This is a genomic window from Rhizobium sp. ERR 1071 (assembly GCF_007828675.1).
GTDB classification, from domain to species: Bacteria; Pseudomonadota; Alphaproteobacteria; order Rhizobiales; family Rhizobiaceae; genus Rhizobium; species Rhizobium dioscoreae.
On sequence record NZ_VITM01000002.1, the window covers coordinates 767,763 to 783,660 of the forward strand.

Consider the following 15,898-nt stretch of genomic DNA (forward strand, 5'->3'; position numbering starts at 1 on the left):
TAAGGTTTTGGTAAAATCAGTAATTGCCGTTGGCGACGTCCGTCAGGCCCTTGCGCTTGGCGTCGTAATAATAGCCACGGGCATAGAGCTGCACGGCATTGGCTTCCTTGTTCTGAGCCTTGCTGTCCGCCGTCATCCAGGCACCGCGCAGATATTTGGCGGCGTATTTGATGTTGGTTTCGGCGTCGAGGAGACCGGACGGCGGGCCTTCGTAGCCCATGGACTTGGCCGTATTGTACTTGATCTGCATCAGGCCGAAATATCCGGCGCGATTATAGGCTTTCGGATTGTAACGGCTTTCGCGGTGAACGACGCGATGGATCAGGGATTCCGGAATTTCGTAAAGCTTGGCGTATTTCTGAATGAGCTTCGAAACGTAGCCCTTCTCCGCCGCCGGGACATCGGAATCGTAATTGGGAGTGTTGGTGGTGGTCATGACAGCAGGAACGACCGTCGGGCCGCTGCTGTCGAAATTGAAGTCATAATGCATGCGGTTGTCCGCATAGCGCGGAATGCCCATCTGGGCGGGCGTGGCGAAGGCGACCTCTGCCTGTGCCATCGAATCCGGACGCGGCGTCGGCACGGCAACCTGAATGGCTGCCACATCCGATGTCATCGGAATGGTCGGCTCGCTCTGAGCCACGGAGGCGGAAACTGGCGTGAGGGCAGCATCGCCGGGACGTGCCGGATTGGGCATGGGGATCGCGACCACGGAAGGCACCAGCGGCACGTCGGATGCTGCATAGGCCGCTGCGGCTGACGTGCTGCCGGCGGGCGCGCCCGTTGCTGCAGCAATTGCGGCGGTTCCCTGATTGGCAGCGTTCGCCACAGGCGCGCCGAAGCGTCCCTGTGCGGCATCCATCTGCTGCTGGCTTACCGTTGCTGCTGCCACGTTTGCAGTGCCCGGAACAAAGCGGCCGGACTTTGCCATTGCCATTTGTTGCGGTTGCTGCGGGCCGATGAAGCCCGGTGCTGCTGCGACCATTGCGGCGCCTGCAGGTGCTGCTGCGCCAGTTGCGGTCAGGGTCGTATTCGGATGCGGCACGTTGGCGTGTGCCGACGGGAGTTCTGCCTGAGACGTCTGCTGCTGCTGAGTGCTTGCGCACCCGGCGAGAGCGCCGCACATCATTGCCGATAAGGCAACGCTGCGCTTCAGGCTGGGAAATCCGATCGTTACCATTCTGTCACTTTCGAAAAAACCAAACCTAATTTCGATGCAATTCGGCCACAGGACCGCCAAATTCGGTCGCAGGATCGATAAAATTATGAATCCCCATTAACCTATCCGTGATCGCCTCGCAACCCTGCACCGGCTCAGGCGGCCATCCGGCGGTATCCGGCGGTCACTGCGCCGGCTGCAATCAACAGGGTTCCGCCCGTTCTGTTAACGGCGCGCTGCACGCTTGCCTTGCGAATGAAGCCGCGCGCCAGGTCGGCGACGAACACGTAAATGAGTGAGTTCAGCGCCGCCAAAGTGAGGAAAGTTGCCTCCAGAATAAGCGTTTGCTGAAGAAATGGCTTCGACATGTCGAGAAATTGCGGAACGAATGCAATGAAAAAGACGATGCTCTTCGGGTTGAGAGCCGTTACAACATATGCGTGTAAGAGAATTTTTAACGGTTTTTCCTCTGGGAGATTGTCATTGTCGCCCAGAGGACCCGTCACGATCGGGGCTCTCCAGAGCTTAATTCCGAGGAAAACGAGGTAGGCTGCGCCGATCAGCTTAAGAATCGTGAATAGTGTCGCTGAAGTGGCGAGGAGGGCGCCGAGACCGGCTAGCGATGCGGTCATCGCGGTGAAATCGCCAAGCGTCACGCCCGTCACCGTTGCCAGGGCCGTCTTGCGGCCGTGGCCGAGCGCATAGGATATGACAAGAAGAATGGTCGGACCCGGTATGGCCAGCATGATGCAGGATGCGGCGGCGAAAGCGAGCCAGGTTTCGATGGACATAGAATCCTCCTCTATTCCTCTTCCGCCGTCAGCAAAGACATTGGATTTGCGATCCGTCAATCCGCCTGATTGCCAATCAGGCGGATTGACCACCGATTAAGCCGATTGATCGCCGATCGGTCAGGCTTGTGAATACTTCTGCCCGATATGGTCCATGACTTCGGCGAACCAGGGAGTGGCGATATCGAAGGCCTTGCCGCCCTTGATGCGCGGGAATTCGATGACGCGCAGCTTACCGCCCTGACCTTCATCATGTCCCGTGACGCCGGACACCTTGTTGAGGGCACTTTCCACCGCGAGGTCGACCATGCCCTGAATCAGGCGCAGGTCCTCGCCGTTTGCGGGGGCGGAGCGTGCGAAATAGCCCGACTTCTGTACCATGGAGCGTTCGGCGCCGATGATCGCTGCGAACTGTTTCTGGAACCAGCCGCCGACATTGATCGTGTCGATCTTTACGTGGCCGAAGGCATCGCGCTTGACGGTTTCGCCGGAGGCTTCCCGTTCGGCAACGATGGCGTCGAGGCCGGCACCTTCCGATACGAAGAGCGTCACCTGGCCGGTCTTCTCCATGATATTGCGCAGGCGTTCGCCTTCCACCTCGATATCGAATGCCATTTCCGGCAGATAGAGGCCGTCGATGCCCTTCATCTCGGCGTTCATCATGAAGCCTTCGACATATTCGTTCGCGCTGCTCTTCTGGATATAGGCGCGCGCGGTTGCCGCCGTCAGCCAGCCACAGTGGCGGCCCATCACTTCATGAATAACGAGCGTTTTCGGCGCTGCGGTCTGTTCGTTGCTGACATTGTCGAAGAAGTGAGCGCCGACTTCGGCGGCCGTCCAGGCCCCGAGGGACTGACGGATCGGCACGATGTCGTTATCAACAGTCTTCGGCAGGCCGACGACGGTCAGATCATAGCCGTTGGCGCCAAGATAGGCAGCAAGATCGGCCGCCGTCGTATTGGTGTCGTCGCCGCCGATCGTGTGAAGGATGGTCACACCGTCGGACGCCAGTCGCTCGGCTGCGACGCGCAGCGGGTTTTCGCCTTCCTTGACCAGGCCGCGCTTGACGCAGTCTGCGATGTTGGTGAGCTTGACGCGGCTGTTGCCGATCGGCGAGCCGCCATAGCGATGCAGCAGATAGGCGCGCTCGCGCATGGCCTGCGTCACCTCGATGCTGTCACCCAGCAGAACCCCTTGATAGCCGGAACGATAGGCGATGATGTCGAGATCGGGCGCCACATCGCTATAGCGCTGGATCAGCCCGCCAACGGCAGACGAAAGGCAGGGCGCCAATCCACCGGCAGTGAGCATTGCGACTTTCTGTTTGGCCATGGGATCCTCCTTGCAGACAAGCTGCTTCATTTCAATGGTTGCGGTGGAATGGATGCGACAGGCAGGCAAGGGTGTAAAGTAAAGAATTTAAGAAAGCGGCGGTTTGTTTCGTCTTCAAAAGCGGGGCGGGGCGATTGGACGATAGTTCGCATTTGCAGCATCATTACCAAATTGTGAAAAGTGTTTTCGGGCTTGCGACGAATGGACTGCTTGCAATGGCAACCATTATTTGATCAAGGTGTTCTACTGTTTCAGTAGGATATAGAGACCGGCATGTCGTTCTGGGAAAAATTGCTGAATGCTATCGGTAGCACTGCCGGCAATGCCCTGTCGGCGGTGGTCGAGGCTATTCGCACCGTCTTTGAAGGCGATCCGGAAACGCGCCGCAAGGTGGCATTTTCCGTCGCCATAATCGCTCTTTCCGCCAAAATGGCGAAAGCAGACGGTGTGGTGACGGAAAACGAGGTCAACGCGTTCCGCGAGATCTTCGAATTTCCGCCCGATCAGGCGAAAAACGTCGCCCGTCTCTATAATCTGGCGCGCCAGGACGTGGCCGGTTACGAAGCCTATGCGGAGCGGCTGTCCTCCCTTTGCGCGACCTGCACGAAGAATTGCCCCGTGCTGGAAGATGTACTCGACGGTCTCTTCCATATCGCCAAGGCAGATGGCCTGATCCATGAGAAGGAAATGGATTTCCTTCAGCATGTGGCCGAAATCTTCCATATGAGCGAAGAGCGGTTCGAGCAGATCATGGCGCGCCATGTGAATGTTGGCGGCCGCGATCCCTACAAGGTGCTCGGCGTCTCGCGCCAGGACGATTTCCCGACGATCCGCCGCCGCTACCATGGCCTCGTCTACGAGAACCATCCGGATCGCCTCGTGTCGCGTGGGGTGCCGGAAGAGTTCCATGCCATCGCAAACGAACGCATGGCGGCTCTGAATGCGGCTTATGCCGAGATCGAGAAAGAACGCCGCGCAGCATGAGTGCATTCCAGGCCGATTTCGCTCGCGCCCATGTGCAGCCTTCGCCGAACCATGGCGAGAGGCGGGATGGACGTCGGCCTGATATCATCCTTCTGCACTATACTGGTATGGGCACGGCTGAGGGCGCTCTCGATTGGCTCTGTCGTCCGGAGAGCCAAGTGTCGAGCCATTATTTCGTCTTCGAGGACGGGCGGATCATGCAGCTTGTTCCCGAAGAGCGCCGAGCGTGGCATGCGGGCAAGAGTTCGTGGCATGGCGAGACCGATATCAATTCATCGTCGATCGGCATCGAGATCGCCAATGCCGGCCATCCCGGCGGACTGCCTGAATTCCCCGATGCGCAGATCGAAGCGGTGATCGAACTGTGTCGCGATTGCGGCCAACGCTGGGCAATCGCGCCTGAACGGGTGCTTGGACACTCCGATGTTGCCCCTGTGCGTAAGGTCGATCCGGGCGAGAAATTCCCCTGGGCGCGGCTGGCTGCGGCCGGTGTCGGGCACTGGGTTGAGCCGGCTTCGATCACCGGCGGTCGCTTCTTCCAGAAGGGCGATGTCGGTCAGCCGATCGAGGCCTTGCAGTCGATGCTCTCGCTCTATGGCTACAGCACTGAAATAAATGGCGAATTCTCGGAAAAACTGAAGGGCGACGTTGAAGCCTTCCAGCGCCATTTCCGGCAGGAGCGAGTGGACGGCATTGCCGATTTTTCGACGATCGATACGCTGCATCGCCTGCTGGCCGCGCTGCCGCGCTATTCCTGAATTCGTTCCGTTCTGTCATCGGTGTTTATAGCCGGCTATAGATGCGAAAACGCGTAACGCCCTGCTGCGCCACAGCTTTTCCCTATTATCTCCGCATTGCATTGGTCTAACGACGCTCGCTGAACGGCGGTCGCGCCGTCTGGGTTTGTGTGTCGCGCGACCGTAGACGACTAATGGGGACTGTGCATTCCGGCGGCTCTTTTTGCCTCCAGCCGGACGTGATGGCTTGCGCTATCCGCGGTCCCGCCCCTGGAGACAAAAGACTACATGAAAAATTTGATTGTTGCGGCTGTGGCATGCGTGGGCGTGCTGCTGGCGGGATATGATTCTGCCTCTGCAGGCGAGCGCCATGCGAAGCAGAAAACGGTTCCTCTTAAGATCGTCAGCCGCACCACCGGCTTTCCGGTTCCCAATGTTCCCGCCGAATTGCGCGACGCCGAGACCTCCTTCGCACGGCAAAATCGCTATTCCGCACTGATTGCCAAATATGCCAAGCAGAACGGCGTTGCAGTTGAACTCGCCACTGCTGTCATTCAGATCGAAAGCAATTTCAATCCGAAAACTCGTGGAAGTGCAGGCGAAATCGGCCTGATGCAGATCAAGCCGGCGACCGCCAAGCTGATGGGCTATACCGGCCGCACCAAGGGTCTCTACGATCCCGAAACGAACATCAAGTTCGGCATGAAATATCTTGCCATGGCGCAGGACCTTGGCGGCGGACCGACCTGCAACACCATCCTCAAATACAATGCCGGCCACGGCGCCACGCGCATGAACCCGATCTCGAAGCGTTATTGCGGCAAGGTGCTTGCCCTTCTGGACTGACATTCATGCCAGGATTTCGGATAGGGCGGAATCGTTTTCCGTGCTATCGAAATCGCGACTATGGATGAGGGTTACAGCATGGCAGCGGATTTCAGGTTCATCGTCGTTGGCCGGGGCATGATGGGGGCAGCCGCTGCCCGTCACCTGGCAAACCAAACGGACGGCGTTGCCGTCATCGGGCCGGATGAACCTGAAGATCGCGCCAGCCATCAGGGTGTTTTCGGCAGTCATTACGACGAGGGCCGCATCACCCGCACGATCGATCCGGACACGAACTGGGCCCGTCTCGCAAACCGTTCGATCAGCCGCTATGCGGATATCGAACGGGATAGCGGCATTCAATTCTATGCTCCGGTCGGCTGCCTTGTTGTCGGGCCGGAGCGGGGCGGTGAAATAGCTTATGTCGGCGATGTCGTGGAAGCGGCCAGGCGGCTCGGCGTGCAAACCGATATCCTCGATGATGCCGAGCTCAAGGTGAAGTTCCCCTTCTTCTCCTTCGCATCGGGAAGCGAAGGGGTCTTCGAACCGCATGGGGCCGGCCATATCAGCCCGCGCCGGCTGGTCAAGGCACAATCCCTGCTGGCGGAAAAGGCAGGCGCGCGTGTCATCAAGCAGACGGCGGTGTCGATCCGCGATGAGGGTGGCCTTGCTGTCGTCACGACGGCGGAAGGCGATACATTCAGCGCCGAAAAGATATTGCTCGCCGCCGGCGGTTTCTCCATTGCCGAGAATCTCTTGCCGCGACCTGTTGAGATGAAGGTTTATGGCCGCACGATCACTTTCTTCGAGGTGAGCGAGGCGGAAGCCCAAGCCCTCTCCGGCATGCCATCGCTGATATCGAAGGCGGCTGATGATTTGGACAGCATCTATATGCTGCCGCCGATCCGCTATCCGGACGGCAAATATTACATGAAGATCGGTGGCGATCCCGATGATTTGCAATTCACGACCGAGGCGGAGCTACGTGCCTGGTTCCGCACCGCCGGCCGCGACAAGGCTCGCGAGCATCTGGTGCGGATATTCCATGGGCTCGTTCCCGGCCTGAGGCGGCCACCGGCTTTCACCAATTCCTGTGCCGTCTCCTATTCGCCAACGGGCTATCCCATGATCGGCTATACCTCTTCGCTGCGTGTTGCGGTTCTGACGGGTGGCTGCGGTACGGCCGCCAAGAGTTCCGATGAAATCGGACGGCTTGGGGCGGAACTGCTGCTTACAGGCCGAATCAACGACGAAGGCTACAGCACGGATTTCTCAGCGCATTTCCGCAACTGACATCCGCTCTTCACAAACCAGCATATTTCGGTGGCAATTGCGGGCGGTCTCGGTTAATGAGCCTGTGCCAGTTGGCCGGGCAGCCGCGCTTCATCAATGCCGAAAGGCGATGGGGTGAGGAAAGTCCGGGCTCCACGGAAACACGGTGCCGGATAACGTCCGGCGGGGGCAACCTCAGGGAAAGTGCCACAGAAAGCAAACCGCCCGATCTCCGGATCGGGTAAGGGTGAAAGGGTGGGGTAAGAGCCCACCGCGTCTCTGGCAACAGCGACGGCACGGAAAACCCCACCGGGAGCAAAACCGAATAGGGATGACACGGAGTGCGCAAGCGCTCCAGCCTGTTTCCGGGCCGGTCATCCGGGTGGGTTGCACGAGGCGTCGCGCAAGCGGCGTCCCAGATGAATGGCTGCCACGTTCCGGTCTTGGCCGGAGCCATACAGAACCCGGCTTACAGGCCAACTGGCAAATCATCGCGCTACTTCGGGCGGTGCGTTCAACGCTTCCGCCAAATAATTTTTGAAGCTGCCGAATGCCCTGCATTTCAAGGCTTTCAGCCCTCGATAGACGAGGGTTTTAACCTGTGAAAACAATCCGTTTCGGGACGTATCCTGAAGCCGATCCTAACCTTTCGTTAAACTTAACGTCTTATGAATATTCAGGCTGCGGCCACGTCTGACGTGGCTTCATCCCATTGACGCCCATATGGTCCCATGGTATCCCAAAAGAACACTGCACAAGGGCAAATCAGAGCCCAATTATCGCAAAGCCATGATTGCTCCCGTTCTGGGAGTGTCGAAGGGGTGTCGGCTCTTTCGGCTTGCGAAGCTGTGTCCGATTTTGGCTGTGCCTGTAAGCGAGTAGCGGTTTGCGGGTCATGGGGGACGGGTGTTTCGCGTCATGAACCGCTTCCTGTCAAATGCGACCAACCGGATCGATTCCAAGGGGCGGGTTTCCGTGCCGGCGGCGTTTCGTTCTGTGTTGGCCGAGCGCAATATCCAGGAGCTGTACTGCTTTCAGGATTTTGTGTTTCCGGCGATCAGCGTCGGTGGTCTCGATCTGCTCGATCGCTTCGAGCGGCAGATTGCGGCGGACGATCCGTTTTCGTCGACGGCAAACCAGATGTCGCTCCTCATTCACGGGGGCGGGGTCTTCATGAAGCTCGATGCGGAAGGGCGGCTGATGGTCACGGATTTCATTCGCGACTTCACCGGGATCGCAAGCGAAGTAACCTTCGTCGGTCGGGCGGATCATTTTCAATTGTGGCGACCGGAGGCCTTCTTGGCCTTGCAGTCGCAGGCACGAGAGGAGCGCAGGCTGGCGGGCGGGCGCTCGGAATAAAGCGGGGAAACGGAATGGCGGCGAATTCAGGCGGAGGTTCTTCTGATGCCGGTGGCGGACCGGTTCGTCACATTCCGGTTCTTCTTCGCGAGGTGTTGGAGGCGCTGGCTCCGGCGCCTGGCAAGGTCATCCTCGATGGAACGTTCGGGGCTGGCGGCTATACCTCAGCCATCCTCAAGGCTGGCGCCAATGTGATCGCGCTCGATCGCGATCCGACAGCGATTGCTGCAGGGCAGGCGCTGGTTTCTGCTCATGACGGCCATCTCAAGCTCATTCAATCGCAGTTTTCTCAGCTGGCTGAGCACGCTCCTGAAGGCGGTCTCGATGGCGTCGTGCTCGATATCGGCGTCTCCTCCATGCAGCTTGACGAGGCCGAGCGCGGTTTTTCCTTCAGCAAAAACGGCCCGCTTGACATGCGTATGTCGGCGAGCGGTGTCTCGGCCGCCGATGTCGTCAATCGCGCCAAGCTTGCTGATCTCATTCGCATCTTCGTGTTTCTGGGCGAGGAAAAGCAGGCGCCGCGCATCGCTCACGCGATCGAGAAACGGCGCGCGGAAGCGCCTTTCGTGACGACGCGCGATCTGGCCGGGTTGATCGAGGTCGTGACACCGAGAAAGGCGAAGGACAAGATTCATCCGGCGACGCGGGTCTTTCAGGCCCTGCGGATTTTCGTCAATGACGAGCTCGGTGAGCTGGCTCAGGCATTGTTTGCAGCCGAGCGCGCGCTCAAGCCGGGCGGGCGCCTCGTTGTCGTGACCTTCCATTCGCTGGAGGATCGCATCGTCAAGAAGTTCTTCGCCGACCGTTCGGGTCGTGCTGCCGGATCGCGTCACATGCCGATCGTGAATGAGCGGCCCGCCACTTTCGAGCCGGTCGGCAAATCGATGATTTCTGCGAGCGATGCCGAAGCGGAAGCCAATCCGCGCGCTCGTTCGGCCAAGTTGCGTGCGGGGGTTCGCACCTTGGCTCCGGCAGGGGCGACAGATCTTTCGATCTTCGATCTGCCCAGTCTCGCCAGTCTTGGAAAGCTTGGGGGCTAAAATGCTGAAGACTTTTGACATTGTGCTGATCGGCGTCATGACGGCCATGGCCAGCGTGACCTATACGATCAAGCATCGTGCCGAGCTGAAGCTGGAAGAGGTTCGCCGCCTCGAATCCGAAATCAAGCTAGAGAGGGATACGATCGATCTCCTCAAGGCGGACTGGGCACTGGTTTCTCAGCCGAACCGGCTCGAACGCCTCGTCAACACCTACAACAGCGAACTTCAGCTGCAGCCGACGCTCTCGACGGCGATCGTTCAGCCGAGCGAATTGCCGATGTTGCGCTCGCAGCTTCCGCCGCCGACGGTAACGGCCTCCAACGATCCGAAGAGCGGCAAGGCAGGCGGTGCCAAGAGCGGCGCATCGGTGGCCTCGAGCAACGGCGATACGACGGATGCTCAGATCAGGAAGGCCATCGCCGATGTCGCAGCCGCTCCGGCGCCGCGACCGAAACCGCCTGCTCTTGCCAAGCGCAAGAAGCCGGATGTCGACAACATGGCAACGGGATCGGTGAGGGACTGATGTCTTTTCTTTCGCGCATCATGGTCCTGAAGAGCAAGGCCCATTTCTCCACTGACGGCAATAACCGCCCAAGCGACGGCTTTTCTCGTTCGAGCTTTGAGGGTGCGCGCAAGCGCAAGTCCAGTCAGGCAAAGAGCCGCGTCGTCCTTTTGGTCGCAAGCTTCGTCGCCGTCTATTGCGTGATCGGCGGCCGGCTTGTCCAATTCGCCATGACATTGCCTGAGATGACGTCAAGCATTCTGCCTCCGGATCGTCTGATGGCCTCGCGTCCTGATATCGTCGACCGTAATGGCGCCCTGCTGGCAACCGACATCCGCACGGTCTCGCTGTTTGCCGAGCCGAACAAGATCATCGACGCGGACGAAGCCGTCGAGGAATTGCGCAAGGTTCTGCCGGATCTCGATACCAAATCCACCTACAAAAAGCTTTCGGCGAAATCCTCGCACTTTGCCTGGCTCCGTCGGCAGCTGACGCCGAAGCAGCAGAACCAGATTTTGGCGCTCGGCATTCCGGGCATCGGCTTTCGTCCGGAGAAGCGCCGCTTTTATCCGGGCGGTACGACTGCCCCCCATATTCTCGGCTATGTCAACATCGACAATCGCGGCGTTGCGGGCATGGAGAAATATATCGACGACCAGGGGCTCGCCGACCTCGCTGCTGCGGGAATGACCAACGATCAGCCGCTGCAGCCGGTGAAGCTTTCGATCGATCTGCGCGTACAAGGCATCGTTCGCGATGCGGTCGTTAATGCCGTCAAGAATTTCCAGGCCAAGGGCGCAGGTGCCGCAGTCCTCGACGTCCACACCGGCGAGGTTCTCGGTATGGCCTCGGCTCCGGACTTCGATCCGAACTATCCGAACGAGGGCGCCACGGAAGGCTGGCTCAATCGCATGACGAATGGCACGTTCGAAATGGGGTCGACCTTCAAGACCTTCACTATGGCCATGGCGCTGGATGATGGCAAGGTGACGTTGCGTGATGCCTTCGATGCCACCAATCCGATTCGCATCGGTGGCTTTACCATCAAGGATTTCCACGGTCAGCGGCGCGTTTTGACGGTTCCCGAAATTTTCCAGTACTCCTCGAACATCGGCACGGCCAAGATCGCCGATCTTGTCGGGATCGAGGGGCATAAGGAGTTCCTTACCCGTATCGGCCTGCTCACGAAGATGCAGACCGAGTTGCCCGAAGTGAAGATGCCGTCGCAGCCACGGGTCTGGAAGAAGATCAATTCTATAACAATCTCTTTCGGCCACGGCGTCTCGACGACGCCCTTGCAGACAGCCGTTGCGGGAGCAGCGCTCGTCAATGGCGGCAAGCTGATAGAACCGACCTTCCTGCCGCGCACGCGCGACCAGGCCGATGCCATCGCCAAGATGGTCGTCAAGAAGAGTACCAGTGATGACGTGCGCTTCCTGCTCGAGTTCAACGGCACCAGGGGCTCGGGTCGCAACGCCCGCGTTCCCGGCTACAATGTCGGCAGCAAGACCGGCACGGCCGATAAGGTGGTCAACGGCCGGTATTCCAATACGCTGAACTTCAATACCTTCATGGCCGTGTTTCCGATCGACAATCCGCAATATATCGTCATGACGTTCATCGATGAGCCGAAGAGCGGCGAGCGCGGCGGTGGGACGATTTCGGCCTTCACGGCATTGCCGATCGCGCGTGACATCGTCGCTCGCGCGGCGCCAATTCTCGGGGTACAGCCCAGTTTTGGAAAAGATGACTCGGCCTTGCTGGCGTCTTATTAAGCGTGAAAGAATACACACGTCGATTCGCGAGGGGCGGACTGATCGAGAAGGCGAAAAGTACATTCGATGAACTTGCGGGATATTGCCGGAAATGAGTTTCCGGAACTCAACACACATATTGGCGGAGCGCTTGGCGATCTTGAGATAAGCGGGATCTCCGCCGACAGCCGTAAAGTGGCGCCAGGCATGGCCTTTGTTGCCGTTGCCGGCACGAAGGCGGATGGAGCAAGTTTCATTGCCGATGCCGTTTCGCGCGGTGCTTCCGTTATCGTTGCGGGTCACTTGGCTGATGCCGGTAATGTGCCGCTGCTGCAGGTTGACGAGCCGCGCCGGTTCCTCGCTGTCGCCGCTTCCCGTTTTTACGGGCGCCAGCCGGAAACCATGGTGGCGGTGACGGGAACTGCGGGCAAGACCTCCGTTGCTTCTTTCACGCGCCAGATCTGGGCATATGCCGGCCATCCGGCCGCCATGATCGGCACGACGGGCGTCGTTTCACCGACCCGCAACGAATATGGCGCGCTGACGACGCCCGATCCGGTGTCGTTGCACAAGTTGCTGGCCGAACTGGCGGACGAGGGCGTTACCCATGCGGCGATGGAAGCATCCAGCCACGGCCTCGACCAGTTCCGGCTCGACGGCGTGAAGCTTGCTGCTGCTGCCTTCACCAATCTCGGCCGCGATCACATGGATTACCATCCGACGGTCGAGGACTATATGGCGGCCAAGATGCGGCTGTTCCGCGATTTGCTGCCGAAGGGTTCGCCAGCTGTTATCTTTGCCGATGACGCCTGGTCTGCGCAGGCGATTGCCGCCGCCAGAGACGCTGGGCATGATGTCCGCACCGTCGGGCGCAAGGGCGATTTCCTGACGCTGAAGCGCGTCGAGCATTTTCGCCACAAGCAGATCGCCGAGGTCCATGTTGGCGACGATATCTTCGAAGTTCATATCCCGCTTGCCGGAGATTTCCAGATCGCCAATGCGCTGGTCGCGGCCGGCCTCGCCATTTCGACGGGTGTTGCCGCACCGGTTGCCATGGCAGCGCTCGAAAAGCTCGTCGGTGCGTCCGGCCGCCTGGAGCTGGTCGGTCATACGCATGACGGCGCGCTCGCCTATGTCGACTATGCTCACAAGCCGGATGCGCTGGAAAACGTCCTGAATTCGGTGCGGCCGTTTACGACGGGCCGGGTCATCGTCCTCTTCGGCTGTGGCGGCGACCGCGATCGCGGCAAGCGTCCGATCATGGGTGAGATCGCCTGCCGTCTGGCCGATGTCGTCATTGTCACCGACGACAACCCGCGCTCTGAGGATCCGGCGGCGATCCGCTCGGAGATCATGGCGGCTGCCGCTTGCGCGACGGAGATCGGCGATCGCGCCGAAGCGATCCGCAAGGCTGTCGGCCTACTGAAATCCGGCGACACGCTGATCGTTGCCGGCAAGGGGCATGAGGAAGGTCAGACGATCGGCAGTGTAACGCTGCCGTTCTCCGATCATGCCGAATTGCGCAAAGCATTGGAGGATTTGAAGTCTTGAGCTGGCTATGGACAACTGAGGATCTGATCGCTGCAATCTCCGGCCGCTCTTTCGGAGTGCTGCCTGAGGGCATTACGGGCATTTCCATAGACAGTCGTTCCATCAAGCCGGGCGAAGCCTTTTTCGCCATCAAGGGCGATCGCGTCGATGGTCATGACTATGCCAATATCGCTATGGCGAACGGCGCCGCTTTCATCGTGATCAGTGAGGCACGCTTGCCTGCGATGGGCGGCCTGGCCGTGCCGAAGGTGGTCGTCGATGACGTCTTGGCGGCGCTTGCGCGGCTCGGTGTTGCCGCCCGCAAGCGCACGCAGGCGAAGATTATCGCCGTCACCGGTTCGGTCGGCAAGACGACGACTAAAGAGATGCTGCGCCGCGCGCTGACGCCTTCGGGCAAGGTGCATGCCTCCGTTGCTTCCTTCAACAATCATTGGGGCGTGCCGCTGACATTGGCTCGCATGCCTGAGGATACCGATTTCGGCGTTTTCGAGATCGGTATGAACCATCCCGAAGAGATTAGGCCGCTGGTCAAGATGGTGCAGCCGCATGTCGCGATCATCACCACAATTGCGCCGGCCCATCTCGGCAATTTCAACAGCATCACCGAGATTGCTGCCGCAAAGGCGGAGATATTCGACGGTGTCGTGCCGGGCGGTCATGCCATTCTCAATCACGACAACGATCAGTTCGAGATGCTGGAGAAGGCTGCCATGGCGGCCGGCATCGAGCACATCCATAGCTTCGGCCAGCATGCGAAGGCCGATGTGCGCCTCGCCGAATTCAATGCTTCGGAAGAGAATTCGACGCTTTGGCTGACGATCGGCGGCGAGACCATGGAAGTGGCGCTTGGCGCCCCTGGTCGTCATATCGCGGAAAACGCGCTTGCCGTGCTGGGCGCCGTCATGCTCGTGGAGGCCGATCTCGATCAAGCGGTCGATGCGCTGGCCGACCTGCAGCCGGAAAAGGGCAGGGGCCAACGCCACAAGCGCGCGATCGGCAACGGCTACTTCACGCTGATCGACGAAAGCTACAACGCCAATCCTGCCTCCATGCGCGCGGCCATCGCGTTGCTGGCGACGACATCGCCGCATGCCGGACCAGGCGGACGGGTGGGCAGGCGGATCGCTATGCTCGGCGACATGTTGGAAATGGGGGATTATGCCCAGCGCGTGCATGCCAACCTTGCCGGGCCGCTGCTTGCGGCTGGCATCGAGCATGTCTGGCTGGCTGGTCCGGAGATGGCGGCTTTGCGGGATGAGCTGCCGGAAAGTGTTCATGTCGAATATCACGAGACGACTGAGGAGCTCTCGGAATTCGCGCTCAATTCTGTCGCCCCCGGCGATGTCTTGATGGTGAAATCGTCGCTTGGAATGGGGTTCGGAAAGATCGTCGCGGGCTTGCTTGACAAATTTCCCGCATTTTCCGACACGGGCCCCCACACCCATCAGGGGCTTTAGAAAGGGCTCTTATGCTGATCTGGCTTGCCGAACTGTCGGACCATATTCATTTTTTCAGTACCCACTTCAGATTCCTCAATCTGTTCAGATACATCACGTTCCGTACCGGCGGTGCCCTGTTCACGTCAGCGTTGATCGTTTTTCTCTTCGGGCCGCGAATCATCTCCTCCCTGCGCGTGCGTCAAGGCAAAGGGCAGCCGATCCGCGCTGATGGTCCGCAGACCCATTTCAAGAAGGCCGGCACCCCGACCATGGGCGGCCTGATGATCCTGGCGGGTATCGTAGTCTCGTCGCTGCTGTGGGCTGATCTTGCCAATGTCTACGTCGTCGCCACCTTGCTTGTGACGCTCGGTTTCGGTGCCATTGGCTTCTACGACGATTATCTCAAGGTCACGAAGCAGAGCGACAAGGGCTTTTCCGGCCGCGCACGACTCGGCATCGAATTCGTGATTGCCGCGATTGCCGTCTATTTCATGATGACGACGGCGCTGTCCTCCGGTCCTGCCGGCTCCACCTTCGGCTCGTCGGTCGCCTTCCCCTTCTTCAAGAACTTGCTGCTGAATCTCGGCATGTTCTTTGTATTTTTTGGCGCTTTCGTCATTGTTGCCGCCGGTAACGCCGTCAACCTGACGGACGGCCTGGATGGGCTGGCGATCGTGCCTGTGATGATTGCCGCGGCCTCCTTCGGCATCATCGCCTACCTCGCCGGCAACTTCGTCTTTGCAGACTATCTCGCGATCAATTTCGTGCCTGGAACGGGCGAACTGGCTGTCGTCCTTGGTGCTGTCATCGGCGCCGGCCTCGGTTTCCTCTGGTTCAACGCGCCGCCAGCCGCAATCTTCATGGGCGATACTGGTTCGCTGGCTCTCGGCGGCATGATCGGCTCCGTTGCCGTCGCCACCAAACACGAGATCGTCATGGCGATCATCGGCGGTCTCTTCGTGCTTGAGGCGCTTTCCGTCATCATTCAAGTCGGCTTCTTCAAGATGACGAAGCGTCGCGTCTTCCTGATGGCGCCGATCCACCATCACTTCGAAAAGAAGGGCTGGACGGAGAGCCAGGTCGTCGTGCGTTTCTGGATCGTCGCCGTCATTCTCGCGATGATCGGCCTTTCCACCCTGAAGCTGCGGTGAGG

14 protein-coding genes and 1 other RNA gene are annotated in these 15,898 nt (G+C 59.4%); 12 read left to right on the forward strand and 3 right to left on the reverse strand.

The window, feature by feature from the left end:
- Window positions 1-16 precede the first annotated feature (16 nt).
- The 3 genes from FBZ99_RS09050 to FBZ99_RS09060 all read right to left on the reverse strand — a co-directional run bounded on the left by FBZ99_RS09050 (window position 17) and on the right by FBZ99_RS09060 (window position 3,282).
- Window positions 17-1,180: a lytic transglycosylase domain-containing protein gene (locus FBZ99_RS09050; protein WP_113351956.1), complete on the reverse strand. Its 1,164-nt coding sequence runs from the start codon at window positions 1,178-1,180 to the stop codon at window positions 17-19.
- A 134-nt stretch (window positions 1,181-1,314) separates the two neighbouring features.
- Complete coding sequence (locus tag FBZ99_RS09055; protein ID WP_069612548.1) at window positions 1,315-1,950, reverse strand: LysE family translocator; 636 nt, start codon at window positions 1,948-1,950, stop codon at window positions 1,315-1,317.
- A gap of 120 nt (window positions 1,951-2,070) precedes the next feature.
- Window positions 2,071-3,282, reverse strand: coding sequence for a pyrophosphate--fructose-6-phosphate 1-phosphotransferase (locus FBZ99_RS09060; RefSeq protein ID WP_113332897.1), 1,212 nt, complete (start codon window positions 3,280-3,282; stop codon window positions 2,071-2,073).
- Window positions 3,283-3,555: 273 nt separating this feature from the next.
- On the opposite strand from FBZ99_RS09060, the gene FBZ99_RS09065 reads away from it, so the two are divergent.
- From FBZ99_RS09065 to mraY, 12 genes are all read left to right on the forward strand, one after another.
- Window positions 3,556-4,266 carry a J domain-containing protein gene (locus tag FBZ99_RS09065; protein ID WP_113332898.1) on the forward strand — a complete coding sequence of 237 codons (711 nt, stop codon included), beginning with the start codon at window positions 3,556-3,558 and terminating at the stop codon, window positions 4,264-4,266.
- Window positions 4,263-5,024: an N-acetylmuramoyl-L-alanine amidase gene (locus tag FBZ99_RS09070; RefSeq protein ID WP_113351957.1), complete on the forward strand. Its 762-nt coding sequence runs from the start codon at window positions 4,263-4,265 to the stop codon at window positions 5,022-5,024. Before FBZ99_RS09065 ends, FBZ99_RS09070 begins: the two co-directional genes overlap by 4 nt.
- A 267-nt stretch (window positions 5,025-5,291) precedes the next feature.
- Window positions 5,292-5,849: a lytic transglycosylase domain-containing protein gene (locus FBZ99_RS09075; RefSeq protein WP_069612544.1), complete on the forward strand. Its 558-nt coding sequence runs from the start codon at window positions 5,292-5,294 to the stop codon at window positions 5,847-5,849.
- Between the two features lie 78 nt (window positions 5,850-5,927).
- Window positions 5,928-7,121, forward strand: a complete 1,194-nt coding sequence (locus FBZ99_RS09080; RefSeq protein ID WP_113352052.1) for an NAD(P)/FAD-dependent oxidoreductase — start codon at window positions 5,928-5,930, stop codon at window positions 7,119-7,121.
- A gap of 67 nt (window positions 7,122-7,188) precedes the next feature.
- Window positions 7,189-7,588, forward strand: an RNA gene (gene rnpB / locus FBZ99_RS09085) — RNase P RNA component class A.
- 430 nt (window positions 7,589-8,018) lie between these two features.
- The gene (gene mraZ, locus FBZ99_RS09090) at window positions 8,019-8,459 is read left to right on the forward strand and encodes a division/cell wall cluster transcriptional repressor MraZ (protein ID WP_233788704.1); all 441 of its coding nucleotides are present in this window, start codon (window positions 8,019-8,021) and stop codon (window positions 8,457-8,459) included.
- A gap of 14 nt (window positions 8,460-8,473) precedes the next feature.
- Complete coding sequence (gene rsmH / locus FBZ99_RS09095; protein ID WP_113351959.1) at window positions 8,474-9,499, forward strand: 16S rRNA (cytosine(1402)-N(4))-methyltransferase RsmH; 1,026 nt, start codon at window positions 8,474-8,476, stop codon at window positions 9,497-9,499.
- 1 nt (window position 9,500) lies between these two features.
- Window positions 9,501-10,022, forward strand: a complete 522-nt coding sequence (gene ftsL / locus FBZ99_RS09100) for a cell division protein FtsL (RefSeq protein ID WP_113332903.1) — start codon at window positions 9,501-9,503, stop codon at window positions 10,020-10,022.
- Window positions 10,022-11,776, forward strand: coding sequence for a peptidoglycan D,D-transpeptidase FtsI family protein (locus FBZ99_RS09105; RefSeq protein WP_113351960.1), 1,755 nt, complete (start codon window positions 10,022-10,024; stop codon window positions 11,774-11,776). The genes ftsL and FBZ99_RS09105 overlap by 1 nt, the downstream gene beginning before the upstream one ends.
- Before the next feature lie 66 nt (window positions 11,777-11,842).
- Window positions 11,843-13,306: a UDP-N-acetylmuramoyl-L-alanyl-D-glutamate--2,6-diaminopimelate ligase gene (locus tag FBZ99_RS09110; RefSeq protein ID WP_113351961.1), complete on the forward strand. Its 1,464-nt coding sequence runs from the start codon at window positions 11,843-11,845 to the stop codon at window positions 13,304-13,306.
- On the forward strand, window positions 13,303-14,763 hold the full coding sequence (locus FBZ99_RS09115; RefSeq protein WP_113351962.1) for a UDP-N-acetylmuramoylalanyl-D-glutamyl-2,6-diaminopimelate--D-alanyl-D-alanine ligase: 1,461 nt from the start codon (window positions 13,303-13,305) through the stop codon (window positions 14,761-14,763). The genes FBZ99_RS09110 and FBZ99_RS09115 overlap by 4 nt, the downstream gene beginning before the upstream one ends.
- Window positions 14,764-14,774: 11 nt before the next feature.
- Complete coding sequence (gene mraY / locus FBZ99_RS09120; RefSeq protein WP_113351963.1) at window positions 14,775-15,896, forward strand: phospho-N-acetylmuramoyl-pentapeptide-transferase; 1,122 nt, start codon at window positions 14,775-14,777, stop codon at window positions 15,894-15,896.
- Window positions 15,897-15,898 lie beyond the last annotated feature (2 nt).